The organism is Methanobacterium sp., from assembly GCA_012838205.1.
Classification (GTDB): Archaea; Methanobacteriota; Methanobacteria; order Methanobacteriales; family Methanobacteriaceae; genus Methanobacterium.
Genome location: DUPR01000005.1, coordinates 17307 through 35000, shown reverse-complemented (window position 1 = coordinate 35000; position 17694 = coordinate 17307). Strand labels below are relative to the sequence as shown.

Sequence of the window (17694 nt, the reverse complement as noted above, 5' to 3'; positions counted from 1 at the left end):
TGTCGGTGTACCATATTACTGTACATTATATGCATTTGAGCATAGTTATTATAAAGGTTACTTGAAAAACAATTCCGAAAACTTTTTATATCATAATCCAAAGTTGATATTTCAAAATAGATTATAATGCCCCCTTATTACCCAATAACAAGATACTGTTCTCCTATGAATACATAAACAATGAATTATTTTTTAATTTATATAAAAAATTATCAAATTGCTTTATTACTTATATAAAATGAAATATATTTATAAAGACAATGATATCCTTTAAACTATTATTAATATCCTAAATACAAATTTAAATGAACATTTAAATTGCATAATTCTTGTTTGCAAACAACTTCCCCTAAATGATTAAATAAAAAAAAAATCAATATAAATGAAGAATCTCATATAGTTTTGTTGTGTATCTTAAATATTAAATAACAAACAATAAATGGCGGTGATTAAACTGCTACTGGAAATAACTGATCTGGCAGTAGAAGTAAGTGGAAGAGAAATTCTGACTGATGTAGATCTCTATATAGATAAAGGAGAAACTCATGTACTCTTAGGACCTAACGGGTCTGGGAAAAGCACACTTTTTATGACTCTGCTTGGGTTTCCCAAGTACAATGTAACCAGAGGCGAAATAATATTTAAAGGAGAAGATATTACCAACCTTTCAACCACAGAAAGAGTTAGAAGAGGTTTCGGAGTTAGTTTCCAAAACCCTCCTTCTATTAGGGGCGTGAAGCTAGGTGATCTGTTGAAGATTGAACACGGTGAATCAGACACTGGCAAAGGCCTCAGTTCAGAAATGATGAAAGTAGTAAATAAACTTAAATTTGATGAAAAGTTCCTAGAAAGAGATGTGAATCTTGGTTTCTCTGGAGGGGAGGTTAAACGTTCGGAAATTCTGCAACTTTTAGCTCAAGAGCCCGATTTTATAATGTTTGATGAACCAGACTCCGGGGTAGATATTGAAAACGTGGAAATTTTGGCTGAAGAAATCAATTATTTACTGGATAAAAAGAAAAAACCCGGTTTAAGAGAAAAATCAGGACTTTTAATCACACATTTGGGATATATACTTAATTTTGTAGCTGCTGACACTGCTCACGTCCTTTTAGATGGAAGAATTGCTTGTTCAGGAAATCCAAACGAGATTATGGAAGATATAAGGAAAGAAGGATTCAAGGGGTGTGTGGAATGTTGCAAAATTCACTGAAAAAAGCCAAAAAAGCAAAGAAAAAGGAAGCTAACTTTGGGGAAGACATAGACATTGAAGAATTTAAAATTGAAGAACCTGATGAACATGAATCTGTAGAATCCCTGGAAGAAATTCCAAAAAAGTATCAAAACACCCTATTACAAGTAGGTGTGGACCCTAAATCAGAAGAACGAGGCGGTTCTTTCATGATGATGGATCAAAGTGGAATAATGGCCCAATCCCACACTGAATCCATAGAAATACTAAATATAAAGGATGCTTTGGAAAAGTATGACTGGCTTTCAGACTACATGTGGAATGCTATCGCCGTTGACACCGATAAGTATACTGCTGAAACTGCTTTGGGCGATCCGGGAGGGTTTTTCATCCGAGCAAAACCTGGTGCCAAAACAGTATTCCCCATCCAAGCATGCATGTTTATTGGAGACGAAAGATTAGCTCAAAAGGCCCATAACATTGTAATCGCCGAGGAAGGATCGGAGATACACATGATAACCGGATGCGCTACTGGAACAGATGTTTCATCTGCATTGCACATTGGTGTTTCCGAGTTTTACATAAAAAAGGATGCTAAGATTTCTTACACTATGGTTCACAATTGGGGTGAACAAGTAGAAGTACGTCCCAGAACTGCAATTATTTTAGATGAAAACGCCACCTACGTGAACAATTATATTCTCACAAGTCCAGTTAGGACCATTCAATCATATCCTACTGCCTATTGTAAAGGTGATAACTCAAAAGTGTTATTCCAATCTATAATGGGCGGTCAAAAAGATTCTATTCTTGATTTAGGTTCTAGGGTAATTCTGGAAGGTAAAGGATCCAGTGCAGAAATGATATCCCGAGCAGTTTCCAAAGATCAATCCCAAATATATTCCAGAGGACACCTAGCAGGCAAGACTCAAAAATGTAAGGGGCACTTGGAGTGCCATGGACTGGTATTATCAGATGACTCCATGATCTATGCTGTGCCAGAACTTGAAGGTAGTGCCACCGAACTGGAAATGTCCCACGAAGCAGCTGTAGGTAAAATTTCAGAAGAAGAAGTGCTTTACTTGACAAGTAGAGGATTAACTGAAGACGAAGCCGCGTCCATGATTGTCAGGGGATTCCTAAGCATGGACATCACTGGTCTACCACCTGAACTTGCTGCAGAAACCAAACGCATGCTAGATCAGAGTCTGAAAGGAATGTAAAAAATCAGTTCTCTTCAAATTTCTATTATTTTTTATGAGTTTATAATTTTTTCACATTGTTTTTTTTATTCTGATCCAATACTTCATATTTGATAAATTACATAGAAATTGATGTATTTAATAATTTAATTAATTGAGGTGTTAATAATGTATCTGGCAGGAGAAGCTTTAGTTGGAGATGGAGCAGAAGTATCCCATATAGACCTTTTGATTGGAGATAAAGAAGGAGCAGTTGGTAAAGCCTTTGCCAATGCTTTGGCCAACCAAGTTGACAGACATACTCCTTTATTTGCAGTTATAACTCCTAATTTAGTGGCTAAACCAATTACTATGCTGATTCCCAAAGTTAGCATTCGTGATTTGGATGATGCTGTGAAAATGTTTGGACCAGCTCAAAAAGCAGTGGCTATGGCAGTGGTAGAATCTGTTGAAGAAGGGATAATCCCTAAATCTGATGCAGAAGACATTTGCATATTATGTGGTGTTTTCATTCACCCTGAAGCTCAAGACGCTGATAAAATTTACCAGTACAACTATGAAGCCACAAAAATTGCAATTAAAAGAGCATTTGCCCAAACACCAACCATTGACGAAATAATCGAAAAAAAGAACGAAACAGGACATCCTTTCTATAAATAAGTCCCACTTTTTTTAATTTAACATTACTTTTTTATGTTTCTTTTATTTTTTTTCAAAAAAAAGTGAATTTAAAAATATGATATTAATATATGTCAAATAATTTCATTGCAAGATAGATAAATTTTTCATTCATCTAATTGATAAAAAGGTAGTGGGATTTTATTCTGAAATTATGATAAATTCGCCCACCTTTTCAACTTTGCCGAATGGCACCAGTAAGGTGTCACCTTTTTGTTTAGAACCTTTAACTGCAACTGTTCTTCCTTTATCCACTTTAATAACCACATCAGTTATTTTACCGGTGCGATCATTTATTATAAGCTCTTCTAACTCACCTAATATTCGGGCATTGTTAGTAGCAACTTGATAACCCTTAATTTCACTCCAAACTTTTTCTTCCCCTTTTATGAGTTTCCTTTCCTCTTTCTCGACCATAACCTCACCTTCTATAATTTCCCCACAGTTTTTCTAAGGAGATAATGTCCTCGGGGCTATTAATATTAAATGCCAGTTCTATTTTGCCAAGGACTAGAACTTCTTCATCTTGTTCTGTATCTTTCCCCCTTAATATATTTAATCCAGAGGGAACCACTTTTTCCAGCACCAAACTGGGCTTGATACCATGTTCACAGAATATCTCTACTGGCACCATTACAGACATGGCTGGTTTGGGTGATTTCTGGTACTCATGCAGTACTTGGTCAATGATCATGCCAGTGATTAGGGGAAGATCAGAAGTGATGGTGAGAATTATTTCATTGGCCAAATCATCTTGTGAAAGTGCAAAAGAAAGGTCTTCAATGTAGCCTACACCCGGAGTAATGAGAACGCTAACGTCAATCCCGTTTAATATGATATTTTTAACAAACTTTGCAGTTTCAGGTGTGTGAGGACTTGTTGCAATTATTATTCTGTCTATATGCGTAGAATCACGTAATGCTTCCAGTACATACTGAATAAGGGGTTTACCTCTTACTAGTGTAAGGGGTTTTTCAGAGTCCATCTTCATTCTGGTGCCCCTCCCACCAGCCATTACCAGGGCTATTACCATAATATATAGATATCAGATAATGTTTTTTTAAATCTTTTTGATCATATGCCACATTCTCAGAAAAAAATAATTAAAAAAATGTCTGAAGATGCATACTAATCTGGGAAAAATTTGATTTATAGAGAATACAGAATTTACGAGTTCGATTTTTATAATCCTGCCCATTTTATCTGTTAATGGAAATGTTTTTGGAAATCTATCTATGGTGACTCCAATTCGGATGAAAAAAATATACTTCTTTAGATTTATGAAACAATTTTGAAAAATGATTGGCTATTATAAGATAAAATTGATACATTATGAGGAAATTTCAGTGATTATATTACCTCATAAATGATCAGATTAGTTCATAATCATGTGAACTTTGTTATCTCTTTTGAAGTTTCATTCTTTGCGCTAAGATACATGGGCCGCCTTGCCTACCTCCAAGTGGTATTAGTGGTGTTCCCATGGAGTTCATACATCGGGCCATCACTGCTGCACCCAGGGCCAGAGCATCTGAAACAAATAGGACATCTTCAAAGTATCCTTTAGTATGTTCTAAAATCAGTTCTGGTTTGCGGCCGGTGATTCCTGCCCTTCCTGTGATTCCTAGTATGGATCCTTCTTCAATTACACCTTCATCATCAGCTTCTTCAATTAATCTTTTGACAATCATGGCACTAACATGGTCCAAGGTGGCAAAAAGGGTGTGCATGTCTGTTGATTCAATTATTTCTTGACCTATTTTGGTGAGTTCAGGTACCTCATCCCCTTCTTTACCTATGTCACAGCCAATGAGAGTGGTTCCTGCATCGTATGCTGCTTGAGGATCTACTGGCACGGTTCCGAATCGTTCCCTGCCTTCAGGAACTTTGCGTATGTCAACGTGTTCATGGGCGCGTTTGGCAAACTCTTCTGCAGTTTTCCAGTCAGCTTTTTTGAGGATTTCCTTCTTATACAAGTCCAGAGCAGCCCCTCCAATTTTATCCACCTTTTGTGTGCCTCTGATTATTGAGTCAGCCACTGCTCCAGCCAGTCCACAGAAGTTTCCTATGGTTCGGGCGTAAGGTTCGTCATTATTAACGATTCTACCAGCCAGCGTAGTTCCAAAGTCCATTGAAACACATGGGTTTCGGTAATCAATATCAGTCCATTTTGCACCTGCCTTAATACCTCCTGTAACTAGTTCTCCTTCCATTTCATTAGCTACAACGGCTCTTCCAGTGGGAGGCACTACACTTACCACTGCTCCATCAAACATTACCTTGTCTAGTAGAGTGAATTCTCGTAATTTTTTGGGTAAGCTTTCCTTGGAAATGGATGGAGACATTTTACTTGGCGGTATCCCTGCATCTAAACAACCATCTGCAAGGGCAATGATGAGTTCACCCACCTCTTTTGGTGAAGCAAAACCTGCTGTAACTCCTGTTGAGCGAACTACAAAGTCTAGATCATCTTCAATGTTAATCCTGGATCGTTTTACAGATTCTAGTATAGTGTCCTTCACTAATTCCGAAACTGATTCTTTAGTTAGTTCCACGTGCCAAACAGTTTCCCCAAAGACTTTTTCACCTGTTTTAGGAGGTCTTATATCTCGGGTCATTTTCACTGTTTTATCCAATAGATAGGTCTTGCTGGTGTTGAGGTTGGTGGCAGTAAGAATGGACTTGGTGGTTGTGTTTCCCAACTCCACCGACGCTACAATATAATATTCATCCTTGCGTAAATTTGCACCGTATCCTCTTCCCACGGCTTTCTTGGTAAATGGTGCCATTTTGGCATCTTCAATTGTTATGTATCTACTCTTGGCCATAACAGGTTTAGGACCCAAACCTAACATTTTCTTTAAAAATGACAGAAAAATCCCCTCCGAATTGACATGAATCTTAAATTATTAGTTTTATAACTTTATAAAATAGGTTTTATCTAAAATAGTTATAAATCTTGTGAAATTAAATTCACGAGTAAGAACAAACAAGATTTTAATATGTAATTTAAGGAAAAAAATGTTAAAAAAAGAGTGTATTCTAATTTATAGTCCGAACTAGGAGTATGGTGCATGGAGCAGAGTGAACTACTTTTTCAGATACGCTCCCTAATAAATGTTTATCTACTATGCTTTTTCCTGTGCCCATTACTATCACATCTACATTTTCATCAGCAGCAGTTTTGACAATTTCGACTGCAGGGTTACCTTCAGTCATTACTGTCTTGAATTTTATTCCTGAATCTTGTGATCTTTTAAATATCGTTTCCATGTCATGAAGTATTTCTTCCCCTCTCTTTCTCAGTTCAGAAATCATCATTTCTTTTACTTTTTTAGGGGTTAAAAAGGGGACGGAGGTTTCAACCACATAAATAAATATTACTTCAGCATCTTTGTCACTTAAAATATTTAATGTGTTTTCAATAAGGTCGTCCATGTATTCGCCCATGGTAGCAACTAAAATCTTTTTATACATTTTCCATCACCTAACCAATTATAAATATCCTGACTATGGCATACAAGATGTATGTTATCATTAATATTATCCCTGCCGCCCTATTAATTTTCATTCCACCAGCCTTAATAAGTACCATTAAAAGAACAGTCACTCCAATCATCACTGGCGCATCCAAAGTTAAAGATAGTGGTTCCACGGGTACAGATAGTATGAGAGCAGGAACTCCTATTCCAATTAGAATATTAAACGTGTTACTACCCAGAACGGTACCTATGGAAAGATCATGCAATCCTTTCATTGCTGAAGATAATGTAACTACCAGTTCAGGTATGCTGGTTCCAATGGCTAAGGTAAACAGCCCCATAATCATCTCTGGTATTCCTGCTATGTGGGCCAGTTCTACACCACTATAAACCAGTAATCTGCACCCGATTATAAGGCCTGCAAGCCCTAAAACAATATATAAAATTGATTTTTTATTTATAGCACTTTTTTTGTTCTTTTTGTTGTTTTCATGATTTTCTATTGTTAGATCATTATTAGAATCGGAATCATTATTAGAATTGTTTTTACCATGTTTTCTTTGGGCTTTAATTAAAAGCCATAAATAAATACAATATGCAAAAATCATTACTAAAGCTGCTATCCAGTTAATATCACCAAATAACATGAAAAATATGAGAATTAAGCCAGTGCCTAATGTCATCAGCCAATCACGATTTAATCCTTCTTTATTTGTTCCAATAACTCCTGCTACTGTTGCTGAAATTCCTAAAATCCCGGCTATGTTCCAAATATTTGAACCAATTACGCAACCGACCCCAATATCAGTATTACCAGATAATGAAGCAATTAAAGCTGATCCAAACTCGGGAAGTGAGGTTCCAATTGCAGAAGCAGTTACTCCTAGTATTATTTCAGAAATACCCAAAGCTCCCCCAATTTCAACCAAATTATCCACAAATAAATCGGCTGATTTAATGACCATGATCAATGAAACTACCAATACAGCTATGAGTACTATTATTTCCAACAAATTAATCACCAGAAGTGTGTTGCCTATTATGAGATTTGTAATTTGGACATTATTCCTAGCATGCTAATTAAACATCTTTGTTTATTATTTGCAAATATAAAAAGATATCCAAATAATTATAAAGCCTCAAAAAAATTCATTTATAAAATAAGTTCAAAAACTATTGAAATTCCCTTAATAAAAAAAAATAGGTTGTATAGGCTTTGCGCCTATAACAGTTTGAAGAAGGGGTGTTCTTCTATTGGTTCAGTTCCGATGTCTTTAGCTGCTTCAGCCATGAAGATATCAGCCATTCCACAAGCAGGGAAGGCCATTTTTGAGTTTTCTATAGGACCGAATAGTACAAAGTCTCCTCCAACAGCTTGTTGGATTAGGTTGGATCCTACGTCACAAACAGGCCATGCTTCTGGATGATCTTTTTTGTATCCGCGTAGCCAGTCCCATGCAGATGGCACGTTGTGGATACCACTTCCCACAGGTAGTCCCCATTTACTTTTAACAGCGTATGAGGTTCTGAGGGCGGGTCCTGCACCTTGACCTAATGGAGTTATAGCAACATCCATGAATGGTTTGGTGATTCCGCACTCTTCTGCCATTTGCATTAAACCTTTGTCTATGGCACTTCCGCCAGTTTCCCATATATCTATTTTACCTTCTACACCAGGTGCCATTGGGTTAAATCCGAGAACTATGGATGCAGATATATCAGTGTCTGCAACAGCTTGAAGTTCATCGGCTTCAGAAGCCATGTTTATTGAGTTGTAGATTGCTCTTTCAGCCAGACCTGCTTCTTGGGCGAATTTCGCACCAGCAACTTTAGCGTCGGCTGATGTTGAATCAATCATGAACGGTGCGTCACATACTTCACCAACAAATTCCAAGTATTTGACCATTGCATCGGCAGTTGCACCGAAGGTCTGGACTATACATGGGTTTCCGGTGACATCAGACATTTCTTCCATGGTCTTTATCAGGGCTTCTGCTTTGTCTTTGTCAAAAACTCCTGCTTTTTCATCTTCAATAATGCTGTGTCCACCATAAAATATGGTTCCAGCTAAAACTGTGGGGTATTCTCCTGGTTGTCCACCCACGTTGACACCAGCTACATCTAAAACCACTTGTTCTTTGTCAAACCTTATCATAAGTAAACCTCCTTGAATTAGACTCCTCCAAAGATGGAAAGGATTGCTCCTACTTTCACTACATTGAATACCACAAACAGGATTATTAATCCTATTATGATTCCGTATAAAATACCAATATCTCTACCCACTTGTTGACCAACTCTCTGATTGATTTCACCCCAAGTGAATTCAACCTTCTCATCCATTTCGTCTAATCTTTCATTAGCCTTGTTGAATTCTTCAGCAGGGACTAAAACATGAGGTATGACATTTTTTTCTTCATCAGACATGTTATTAAGCCCCCTTAATGGTCAATAATACCCATACATATGGAAGGCCGACTAATAAAACTGCCAGTAAGAATCCCAATGCCATACCGTATATTCTAGTGGCTATGAGTCCTGAGAACAGTCTCTGATCCCTTCCAATTAGTTGGGTTCGGTATTTTACATCTGCTGCTACTTTTCTAATGCCTCGAATATTAGGTTTGTTTGATATTAACATTTAATATAAACCCCCTAAGAGCAGTAAGGTTCCAAAGGTTAGGATGAAGACTAAACCTATCATTATACCCTGTACTTTTCCAGAATACATTCCTGCAGCCATCCGATTAAGACCACCAATAGATTTAACTTGGGTCTGGATGTTGCGCATTCTTGCCTCAATAAGGGCTGTTTCAGGGGCGACTGGTGGTATTTCTTCACCTTCTTCTTCTTCGCCACCGCCTTCTTCCACTTCTATAACCATTGCTTCTTCTTCGAAAGCTCCTGGATCTTTGTCTATGCATTCTTTGACCTTGGACTGTATGGTAGCGGCGTCTTCTACGTCAATTATGCTTACAATTTCCATTTGCTGTTGGAATCTTTCAATTCCTTCGTCAGGTATGTTTTCTATGAAAGGAATAGCTCCAGTTGCATCTATTATTTTCCTTTTTTCAGGGTCAACACCATTGGCGTGGAGAGCTTCTATACTCTGACCAGTGATGTGTCCTTGCACCTCTGATCCAGTTAGGATCAGGAAGCGTATGTTGGGATTTGAGATGAGGTTTGCGAGCATCTTCTCTATTCCTAGGTTCTCAGTTTTGCAAGGTCCAGCAATAGCTGCTCCAGCATCTACTGGGATACTTTCAATGTGAGAAGCCAAGGTAGTGGCTGCAACAGGACTTTCTGGATCTCCTACTTCGTAGTCCCCGTTAATTACAGGCCATCCTTCTGCTGGTGATTTCTTTTCAGCCAACTTTAACACCTCCTATAACAATAGGGCTATCAGTAGCACAAGCCCTAAGATAAATCCATAAACTATGTTGGTTAGTGTACCTGCCATGAGGTAGGCTCCTTCCCTTCCAGGATAAGATCCTGCAGACACGGTAGTTGGATCTAGGGCTGTGTATAAGTCTTCTACTGCAACCTCTAATTCATTTAATTGTTCGTTAACTCCGTCCATGGATACGATTACGGCACCGCCGACAGCTGCACCGACCATACCAGAACTGGGGTCAATGGTTAGATTCATTTCAGGAACTACTTGTACTAATGGTAACATTTCCATTTTTATTCCTCCTAGAGTTCCTCCTCTTTAGGCCACATTCCGGACCATGCCACAGATGCTGCTTCTTCTTTGGATGCTTCTAAGAACATTTTTATGGTTATAAACCATGCTATAGCACCAATAATGGCAATAACTGCCCCTTTAGCAGTGAATAATCCCCCTAATATGCCCACTACAGCCATAGAAATGAAACCTGTGGATGCAGCCAATTTTAGAGTTCTTACCCTGTTTTCTTGTGGTCCTAAACAAGCGTTGAATGGGTGTTGAATAGCCATGGTATTCATGATAAAGAGCAGTGCAATGAAACCAGTTGCTACTACCGAGCTTACTATAGCTGCCATGCCTATACCTCCGGCAATGGCTGCTGAAAATCCAAGGATAGATATTGCAGATGCAGCGGTGAGTTCCATAGTACCTGTTAACAGGACTGGTATTTTCATTCCAACTATTTTTTTACCAAGTATGGCAATTACTGCGCCTATAATTGCAGATAGAATAACTCCTAGAATAGGTCCTAAGTAAATATTACCCAGCATTACTCCACCTGCTAGACCGGATAAGACACCTATAACTCCCACTGCAACGGACATGTATCCGATGGAGGGTACCCCGGTACCTAAACCGTAGCTGGCTACTCTTGCTATGGCGTCAGCACCCCAAATTATGGCACAGACAGCTCCTAATGATGCTAAGAGAGGTCCTAAAACAGAGTGAAATGGTGTTAAATATACTCCGATTAACCCACCGATAATTCCAATACCAATGGTTATTTTAGGGTCTACTGCGGATTCACTACCTCCTCCTGCTGCTACTGACATTAGAAAGCACCTCCTTTGATAATTAACACCCCAATAATTCCGGTTACCAAGGATGCGATGAGACAAGCCAAGGCACCTTTAGGAATTCTCTTAAACTTAGGGTCATGGAAACCTTCTATGGTTCCTCCTATATTGTAGGAAGCGATTACAGCATTGACAAAGAACAGTCCTAATGCAAATATTCCTGCAACCATTGCAGCAGGAACTAATTCAACTCCTGCATACTTCAAAGGAGTGGCAAAGGATGTTATGCCAATTAATGATTCGTACATTGCCCAGTATGCTAGGCCACCGCCGATCCCACCTAAAAGTCCGCCGATTATTCCGCTTACATAACACACAGTGGGTATTCCGTGTCCTTCAGTTCCAGGGGTTACATATTTTTCTTGATTGTATTTGGTTAATGGGTCAGTTTCTACTTTTGCTGATGCGGGTACAGTTCCTACACCCCACACATATACCCAGTTACCAACCAGCATGGTGATACCGATCATGAGCATTGAACCAACAGCTCCTGCGGCCAGAATCAACCATAGTGGAGATCCAGTCATGGCTGCGGCTGTGATTAGTCCAGTCATAGCAGAACCTGCTGCTAACATTGCGGTACCTGTTCCCACACCTGTTGCTGTTGCTATAGCTGCTGGAGCACCGCCCACTGGTAAAAAGTGTACACCTCCACCAATGAGGACACCTGCAACTGTTACAGCGCCTATCATTAATAATGGGTCCATCATAAAACCTCCTTACTCCTTGTATGGTCCGTATTTGTTTCTGGCAAATACTTCGATTCGGTTGTTGATGTATATTAACAGTAAGACTATCACTATACCAGCAATGACTCCTCCAGTAGCTCCGAAGACTATAGTCGTCCAGAAGCTGAGGAACACAATTAATCCAAAGCATAAACCTGTTACAGGTCCACCAAACTTGGCACAGAAGTAAACTACGTCTATTGAGTTTCTGGCACCAAGTTCTGCTTTTCTGGTAATATCACCGTGAATAGCCACTGGGATACCTCCACCAAATGGGTAATGTTGATATTCCCTTTCAGCACCATAGTGAACGTCTCCAGTTGATGAACCTATGGCACCTATGGTTATTCCCCATAAAACTGCTAAAAATGGCAGTGCAAATGGGTGGGCGAATCCTGGTAAATTTAATGTCATTAGGTATGATAATCCTACAATACAGAAAGATACTATAAATCCATGACCAGCTATGGGTCCTAAGTGTTGGGTAACAACATCTAAGAATAATGGTTGATTAAACTGTGATTGACTGACAATCCTTCCTAAGTGAGATGTTGTGGCATATACCGTGTGCACCAATGCTGCTATGGCTGCACCGGCAGCTATTGACACGATTGGTTGTCCAATCAATCCCATAAGAACAAAAGCTACAGAACCGGCTATTCCTGCCCATGTACCGAATGCTACAGGTTCACCTGAAACTGCTTTGTTCACCATCCGGTGAAGGTTACCCATTTGAGGTGCCAGTTGCACTTGAGAGTTAGGGTTACTTTGTGATCCTACATCAGACTCTAAGTCCTCTGCGGCACCAGCAATGGTTGCGGCAGCGCCCATGAGAGCAACAATGCCTAATCCTGTTATCATACTCGTAGGGTCCATATTTTATCCTCCTTTTTTTTAAATAAATAAAAAAAATAGGTGTGGTAACACCTATTTATTTGGCTGGGGTAATTAGAGCTCTTTCTCCGGCTGGTTCGAATTCTCTTAATGCACCTTTAGCAAACTCTGCTCTAACATCTTTAAAGTCGAATGCTAGGTTTTCGTCAGCAAAGGCGATTTTGACCAGTGGGTTTAAAACGAAAGCGTCTCCACGGGCAGCGTGAGCAGCCTGAGAGAGACCAGCGTATTCGCCCTGGTGACCCACGTTCATGGCGTAGTTGGGGTAGTTAGCTCCACGTAGTTCCAGTGGTAATCCTTCGTCTCCACGGATGGAGAATACGTTGGATGCTCCACACTGGTCCTGCAGGTCGTAACCATAGAACCCAAGTCGGCTGTGCTGTTCTTTGTGCAGGTACATTGATAGGTACCATCCACTTAGAGCAGTCTGAGCGTTTCCAGTAGCAAATCCTGTGGAACAACCAGATGCTGCAGCACAGATGGCTGCTCTCTGTGATCCACCGAACTGGTCTTCAAGTAGTGCTGGGAATTCTTCGTACTGTTCTAAACCGTAGAAGGTTACTTCGGATGCTACATCCAGAACAGTATCCATGTTGTTTGGTGCTTCGCATAATCCGCCAAATTTGTCTTCAACGTATTCTTTACCGTAGTAAGTGTAGTCGTCGAGGATGTTGTCAGTGTATGCAGCTGTAGCGTATTGGGTGAATCCAACACCACCAGACATGTAAGATCCTAGCCAGATCTGGTCGTATAACATAGCTCCTGAGGCTACTACGTCCAATGCTACTCGGACTGGGTCTTCCCAGTTTACACGTGAGGATTGACAGATATCAGCCAGGAAACCGAAGGCAATTCCTCCGGGTTCGTTTTCCCCACGAGCCCTTCGCACAGGCAGATATGTACCCATGTGGATAACTTCTGCGTGTTTAGCTGCGTATGCAAAGTCACCAGTTGCGGCTTCACCAGCAGCTTGTTTGTATGCAGAAATCATGGACATACCTACTTGCATTGCAGACCATCGTGAGGTGGTACCACCATCACATGTTCGGGATACAATAGTTGGTATTCGCACCACAGTCCACATTCCATCTCCCACTTCTGCTTTGAGGACGTCAGCTTGGTGGTCTGGGAACTCTTTGTTGATGTCCAGGACGTATCTTTGGTCTATTTCATCAGCAATTTCGTCGTTTCCAGTGAACACTTTCACGTAACTGTCAGCAGTTAACATAGGGTGGGTTTCCACCATGTGTTCTTGGACAACAGCAGCACCAGGCATTGCGTGGTTCACTGTTTCCAAGTAGTGAGTGATGGTTTCTGGGGTAACTTCTTTACCTAACCTTTTTTCGATAACGTTGTGTGCTGTGTTTAATCCCACAATAACAGTTCTTCGGATATCATCCCAGAACTGCTGCATTGCAGCGTTGTTTACGAAGTGAAGGTCGTCACCTTCTACAAATGTGTCAGTTGTAGAAACTTGGTAGGGCATTAAAACCCTTTGTCCTAGAGGTGTACCCACATCAGGGTCATATTGAGGAATTCCACGTTTTGCTGCTACTTCTTTACCAGCTTCAACGAATTCCCTTTTCCTTTCGGATTGTTTCCATCCGCCAAATTTGTAAAAACTGGTGGATTTTTCGTCAGGGGCTTCCTCGAACTTTTCTTTTAATGCTCTTATAAACAATTTGTCAGCCATTTTTCCACCTCCTATTCAGGCATGAATCCGCCTTGAGATCTTGCGACGTGTATTCTATGCAGTATTTCCACTGCGTCCGCATCGTCTCTGTATGCTTCACCATCTTTACGGTAGATGGTGGTTTTTTCTTTAAGGGTGGCTTCATCTAATGGTTCTCCCAAGTCCACTGGTTCGTCTAGTTCGTCACCAATCTGGTTTTTAACTGCATCGACTTTTCCTGTGGATTTGTTGTAGACGAGACGTCGTAACATGTCGAACATCATACCGTCTTCATCGAGCCTTAGAGAGTGTCCGTGTACAGTTTTTCCCCTAATACCGGATCGAGCTGGGTCAAAGAATTCAGTTTCTAAGAGTTCTTTGGAGTACTTTTCCAAGTCTCTTTCACGGGTTTCGATAATTTGTCGTCCGGATAGTGTACCGGCATCAGCTCCTCTGTATCTGCATAAGTAAGCCCTGGACCTCATGAATGGTTGGGCTGGAGCAAAGTACATGGAGTCGGTAAACTGGATGTATCGTACTCGGTCACCGGCTTTTGCACCGTCTAATGGTTCAACCATTTCTCTGATGGCATCATCAGGTTCATCCATCTCTTCTAGAGGTGGGTGTACACTGGGGTATTCTTCACCAGGAGCTCTGTGACCTAATATGCTTACTACATCTTCGTCGGAGATCTCCCTTAATTTTTCTAATTCTACATTTGGGTCGCAGAATTTTCTTCGGTTTTCTGCTACCTTACTGGTTCCGGGGTAGTATTGTGCCATATTCATGCACCTCCTAATGCTAATCTCACCTTTCTAATAATTTCATCCAATTTTTCTTGGGGACAGGTTTCTCCTCTTATAACTCCGCTGATTATGTCCACAATTTCACCTTTGGTTTTTGGTTCTTCGGGCATAACTGCTTTGGTTTTAACACCGATCTTGGCGAAATCCTCAAAGTCCACAGGGTATTCACAAATAATTATACAGGGCCTATTTACATGGCGTAAAATCAGACGGGCCTTGTATGTGATATGATGTCTTACCCCGCCCAAGTGCACTACCACAAGTTTAAACCTTCCAATTTGTTCTTTTTCCTTTGGGGTCAGTCCGAAAAGACTGCCTCCTCCGGCAGTGGGTGCGTCCTGAGGCACTCCTGCTCCTGCGTTTAAGACCAGTGTGCTGGTCAGAATGTTTGCTTCTCGCAGGGCAAAGGTTATTTCGCATACTGGTTTAGTTATGTGTCTCCTTCCAGGAGACATTGCTACGGCCAGTACTTCATTTCCACACTCTGCAAATGTCCCTCGCTGGGCGATTCCGCCTCCTTCACCCATTCCCATTGTTTCTCTACAATCAACTACGTGGGTACATTTGCCTATCATTTTTAATCCTTCTTTTTGATAATTGTTGTTCTTTCGCTGAGTTGTGCATTTTGATCAGTTAATCCAACCAAGTCGTCAGGTAGGTCATTAACTGCTTCTCCGTACTTAATGTCGTCGGTGACGGTCTTCTGCTTTCTGATGAAAGTTCCAACGTGTATGTTGTACCCAAATGGCAGAATTTCATCACATATTTTCTTTACTTCTTCAATGATTTCTTCTTCCTCAATTTCCATCATAATTCGCCCTGTTTTCACTTGCAAATCAATTTTTTCACCTTTAACAGTGATAAATTGACGTTCAGGGTTTATTTCTTCAGGAGGAAGTCTTTGTCCCTGTATTACCATTCTTTTTACGCCTTTCAAATCTTCCAAGTCGTTCAACAACTTTTCAGTAGTATCAGCGCTTAAAAGTCTGTGTGGAAATATTTCGATGTCCATTTAGTTATTTACCCCCAATGTTGGATTTGTTCTTAGACTTGGTTTTTTATCTCCGCTGCTGCTTCATTCACGTATTTCAGTGGTTGTCGGAACTCGTCCACTTGACTGAACACTTCTTTAATGAGTCCGGAGGTTGCTTCAGGTGAGAACATCTGGGTACCGGCGTCTAAAGCCATGGCTGCTGCCACACATGGTATGGCGAAACCTTTACTGTGTCGAGTCACGATGTGGTTACCGTTAAAGATACCAGGACCTCCACCACCGTATATAGAGTGGCTGAAGAAGGAGAATCCTACTGCAACACCTTCAGCTCGACCGAAGTCTACGCTTGGTAATCCAGTTTCGAATTCGAGAATGTCGTTGTAGTATAGAATTGTTGAGGACACACCTTGAGCAGCACGTGCAGCACCTTGGTTGACCATGGTGGCTGCTATTAATCCTGCAGCTGCATATGCGTTCCATTTAGCTAGGTCGTCAGTTCCGTATACGCTGAATCCATTCAAGTCTTTTTCAACACTGATTACACCATCATTTTTGGCTCTTTCCACAGTAGATTCTATGACTGATCCAACTGTACCTGCGGCACCGTTGTCTTTTACCAAGTCAAACACCATATTGTCAGCGTTCATTCCTTGATATGCCAGTCCTAATAAGTGCATTCTTTCAAATGCTCCTACTGCGTCACCCATTTCAAACATAGCCGATTGTTCCAGAATGCTGGATAGAGCAGTTGTTTGCAGAGTGTTTTTCAGAGTTGCAGCTGCCACGTGGTTCACCAGAATGTTCCTCAGGGCGTAACCTGGGCCTTCTAGTTTTTGTGGTACATCTAACATAGTTGCTAAGTTTCCACCCATATATTCAACAGACTGTGGGTATCTTCCTAGAATAGCTGCTTTAACCATGTTGGCGTCGTACATGTTGACGTCACATACGTCAATTATGGCTTGAATAAATGCATTTGCAGTTACCAGTGTCGTAGCTGAGTATTCAGCTGCAGCTTCAAACCGGGTTGATGGAATTTGGACTAATGCCCTTTTTCCTCCACCTAACAGTTCTACTTTGGTGTCGTCACCGTCCTCGACTTGTATCATTGCTTTTGCCTTTGCTGCAATTGCGTCAGCGTTTCCTACTATGTCCAGGTCGAGTTCTCGTCCTAGGATCTTACATGCAGGTCCACCAACCTTTGCGGATTTCAAAGCATTTTCTGTACCTTCGAGGTTCACTGCTACAGTCCTTTTGATACCTTGAACAATCGATTTGATTGCAGGGTTCCTCAATGGACTTAGGGCTTCTATGGGGACTTGTGCTTCAACTAGATTGCCTCTGTCGTCGTACAAGTCGACCTTATCTTCAAACTTTGCCATTTTTTCCCTCCTACAGATTCTCGTATACCTTTTTTTTGTACCAATTCGGTTGTAAACAGAAAAAAAATTCTGTTCACTTGGGGGTCATATCCCCATGGTACAATATGATATACGACTCTCGGTATACTGTTAGATAT

21 protein-coding genes are annotated in these 17694 nt (G+C 40.5%); 3 read left to right on the top strand and 18 right to left on the bottom strand.

Annotated elements, in window-relative coordinates:
* The first annotated feature begins 454 nt into the window (after positions 1-454).
* From sufC to fae, 3 genes are all read left to right on the top strand, one after another.
* Positions 455-1213, top strand: a complete 759-nt coding sequence (sufC, locus tag GXZ72_00815; GenBank protein HHT18095.1) for a Fe-S cluster assembly ATPase SufC — start codon at positions 455-457, stop codon at positions 1211-1213.
* Complete coding sequence (locus GXZ72_00810) at positions 1195-2415, top strand: SufD family Fe-S cluster assembly protein (GenBank protein HHT18094.1); 1221 nt, start codon at positions 1195-1197, stop codon at positions 2413-2415. Before sufC ends, GXZ72_00810 begins: the two co-directional genes overlap by 19 nt.
* A gap of 144 nt (positions 2416-2559) precedes the next feature.
* Positions 2560-3054 (top strand): formaldehyde-activating enzyme, encoded by a 495-nt coding sequence (gene fae, locus GXZ72_00805; GenBank protein HHT18093.1) that lies wholly within the window; start codon positions 2560-2562, stop codon positions 3052-3054.
* Between the two features lie 159 nt (positions 3055-3213).
* Here fae and GXZ72_00800 read toward each other — a convergent pair whose 3' ends face one another.
* The 18 genes from GXZ72_00800 to mcrB all read right to left on the bottom strand — a co-directional run bounded on the left by GXZ72_00800 (position 3214) and on the right by mcrB (position 17557).
* Positions 3214-3489, bottom strand: coding sequence for a photosystem reaction center subunit H (locus tag GXZ72_00800; GenBank protein HHT18092.1), 276 nt, complete (start codon positions 3487-3489; stop codon positions 3214-3216).
* 4 nt (positions 3490-3493) lie between these two features.
* Positions 3494-4105, bottom strand: a complete 612-nt coding sequence (locus tag GXZ72_00795; GenBank protein HHT18091.1) for an NTP transferase domain-containing protein — start codon at positions 4103-4105, stop codon at positions 3494-3496.
* 367 nt (positions 4106-4472) lie between these two features.
* Complete coding sequence (locus GXZ72_00790; GenBank protein HHT18090.1) at positions 4473-5945, bottom strand: methanogenesis marker 14 protein; 1473 nt, start codon at positions 5943-5945, stop codon at positions 4473-4475.
* A gap of 169 nt (positions 5946-6114) precedes the next feature.
* The gene (locus GXZ72_00785; protein HHT18089.1) at positions 6115-6549 is read right to left on the bottom strand and encodes a universal stress protein; all 435 of its coding nucleotides are present in this window, start codon (positions 6547-6549) and stop codon (positions 6115-6117) included.
* 10 nt (positions 6550-6559) lie between these two features.
* Positions 6560-7567, bottom strand: a complete 1008-nt coding sequence (locus tag GXZ72_00780) for a calcium/sodium antiporter (protein ID HHT18088.1) — start codon at positions 7565-7567, stop codon at positions 6560-6562.
* 209 nt (positions 7568-7776) lie between these two features.
* Positions 7777-8709: a tetrahydromethanopterin S-methyltransferase subunit H gene (mtrH, locus tag GXZ72_00775; protein ID HHT18087.1), complete on the bottom strand. Its 933-nt coding sequence runs from the start codon at positions 8707-8709 to the stop codon at positions 7777-7779.
* A 17-nt stretch (positions 8710-8726) separates the two neighbouring features.
* A complete protein-coding gene (gene mtrG / locus GXZ72_00770; GenBank protein ID HHT18086.1) occupies positions 8727-8981 on the bottom strand; it encodes a tetrahydromethanopterin S-methyltransferase subunit G in 255 nt (84 codons plus the stop codon).
* Positions 8982-8985: 4 nt separating this feature from the next.
* Entirely contained in the window at positions 8986-9195 is a 210-nt protein-coding gene (gene mtrF / locus GXZ72_00765; GenBank protein HHT18085.1) for a tetrahydromethanopterin S-methyltransferase subunit F, read from the bottom strand.
* Complete coding sequence (gene mtrA, locus GXZ72_00760) at positions 9196-9927, bottom strand: tetrahydromethanopterin S-methyltransferase subunit A (protein HHT18084.1); 732 nt, start codon at positions 9925-9927, stop codon at positions 9196-9198. It abuts the gene before it with no gap.
* Positions 9928-9939: 12 nt separating this feature from the next.
* Positions 9940-10239, bottom strand: coding sequence for a tetrahydromethanopterin S-methyltransferase subunit B (gene mtrB, locus GXZ72_00755; GenBank protein ID HHT18083.1), 300 nt, complete (start codon positions 10237-10239; stop codon positions 9940-9942).
* 11 nt (positions 10240-10250) lie between these two features.
* Positions 10251-11057, bottom strand: a complete 807-nt coding sequence (gene mtrC, locus GXZ72_00750; GenBank protein HHT18082.1) for a tetrahydromethanopterin S-methyltransferase subunit C — start codon at positions 11055-11057, stop codon at positions 10251-10253.
* Entirely contained in the window at positions 11057-11788 is a 732-nt protein-coding gene (gene mtrD, locus GXZ72_00745; protein HHT18081.1) for a tetrahydromethanopterin S-methyltransferase subunit D, read from the bottom strand. The genes mtrC and mtrD overlap by 1 nt, the downstream gene beginning before the upstream one ends.
* A gap of 12 nt (positions 11789-11800) precedes the next feature.
* Complete coding sequence (gene mtrE / locus GXZ72_00740; protein ID HHT18080.1) at positions 11801-12685, bottom strand: tetrahydromethanopterin S-methyltransferase subunit E; 885 nt, start codon at positions 12683-12685, stop codon at positions 11801-11803.
* Positions 12686-12740: 55 nt separating this feature from the next.
* Positions 12741-14396 (bottom strand): coenzyme-B sulfoethylthiotransferase subunit alpha, encoded by a 1656-nt coding sequence (gene mcrA, locus GXZ72_00735; protein ID HHT18079.1) that lies wholly within the window; start codon positions 14394-14396, stop codon positions 12741-12743.
* 11 nt (positions 14397-14407) lie between these two features.
* On the bottom strand, positions 14408-15157 hold the full coding sequence (mcrG, locus tag GXZ72_00730; GenBank protein ID HHT18078.1) for a coenzyme-B sulfoethylthiotransferase subunit gamma: 750 nt from the start codon (positions 15155-15157) through the stop codon (positions 14408-14410).
* 2 nt (positions 15158-15159) lie between these two features.
* Complete coding sequence (mcrC, locus tag GXZ72_00725) at positions 15160-15756, bottom strand: methyl-coenzyme M reductase I operon protein C (protein HHT18077.1); 597 nt, start codon at positions 15754-15756, stop codon at positions 15160-15162.
* 2 nt (positions 15757-15758) lie between these two features.
* Positions 15759-16193 carry a methyl-coenzyme M reductase operon protein D gene (gene mcrD / locus GXZ72_00720; GenBank protein ID HHT18076.1) on the bottom strand — a complete coding sequence of 145 codons (435 nt, stop codon included), beginning with the start codon at positions 16191-16193 and terminating at the stop codon, positions 15759-15761.
* A gap of 32 nt (positions 16194-16225) precedes the next feature.
* A complete protein-coding gene (mcrB, locus tag GXZ72_00715; protein HHT18075.1) occupies positions 16226-17557 on the bottom strand; it encodes a coenzyme-B sulfoethylthiotransferase subunit beta in 1332 nt (443 codons plus the stop codon).
* Positions 17558-17694 lie beyond the last annotated feature (137 nt).

What these genes read in the sequence shown, in the direction of transcription:
- GXZ72_00810 (HHT18094.1), top strand. Translation starts at nt 1,195, where the DNA reads ATGTTGCAAAATTCACTGAAAAAAGCCAAAAAAGCAAAGAAAAAGGAA.
- GXZ72_00800 (HHT18092.1), bottom strand. Translation starts at nt 3,489, where the DNA reads ATGGTCGAGAAAGAGGAAAGGAAACTCATAAAAGGGGAAGAAAAAGTT.
- GXZ72_00795 (HHT18091.1), bottom strand. Translation starts at nt 4,105, where the DNA reads ATGGTAATAGCCCTGGTAATGGCTGGTGGGAGGGGCACCAGAATGAAG.
- GXZ72_00785 (HHT18089.1), bottom strand. Translation starts at nt 6,549, where the DNA reads ATGTATAAAAAGATTTTAGTTGCTACCATGGGCGAATACATGGACGAC.
- mtrH (HHT18087.1), bottom strand. Translation starts at nt 8,709, where the DNA reads ATGATAAGGTTTGACAAAGAACAAGTGGTTTTAGATGTAGCTGGTGTC.
- mtrG (HHT18086.1), bottom strand. Translation starts at nt 8,981, where the DNA reads ATGTCTGATGAAGAAAAAAATGTCATACCTCATGTTTTAGTCCCTGCT.
- mtrF (HHT18085.1), bottom strand. Translation starts at nt 9,195, where the DNA reads ATGTTAATATCAAACAAACCTAATATTCGAGGCATTAGAAAAGTAGCA.
- mtrB (HHT18083.1), bottom strand. Translation starts at nt 10,239, where the DNA reads ATGGAAATGTTACCATTAGTACAAGTAGTTCCTGAAATGAATCTAACC.
- mtrC (HHT18082.1), bottom strand. Translation starts at nt 11,057, where the DNA reads ATGTCAGTAGCAGCAGGAGGAGGTAGTGAATCCGCAGTAGACCCTAAA.
- mtrD (HHT18081.1), bottom strand. Translation starts at nt 11,788, where the DNA reads ATGGACCCATTATTAATGATAGGCGCTGTAACAGTTGCAGGTGTCCTC.
- mtrE (HHT18080.1), bottom strand. Translation starts at nt 12,685, where the DNA reads ATGGACCCTACGAGTATGATAACAGGATTAGGCATTGTTGCTCTCATG.
- mcrA (HHT18079.1), bottom strand. Translation starts at nt 14,396, where the DNA reads ATGGCTGACAAATTGTTTATAAGAGCATTAAAAGAAAAGTTCGAGGAA.
- mcrG (HHT18078.1), bottom strand. Translation starts at nt 15,157, where the DNA reads ATGGCACAATACTACCCCGGAACCAGTAAGGTAGCAGAAAACCGAAGA.
- mcrC (HHT18077.1), bottom strand. Translation starts at nt 15,756, where the DNA reads ATGATAGGCAAATGTACCCACGTAGTTGATTGTAGAGAAACAATGGGA.
- mcrD (HHT18076.1), bottom strand. Translation starts at nt 16,193, where the DNA reads ATGGACATCGAAATATTTCCACACAGACTTTTAAGCGCTGATACTACT.
- mcrB (HHT18075.1), bottom strand. Translation starts at nt 17,557, where the DNA reads ATGGCAAAGTTTGAAGATAAGGTCGACTTGTACGACGACAGAGGCAAT.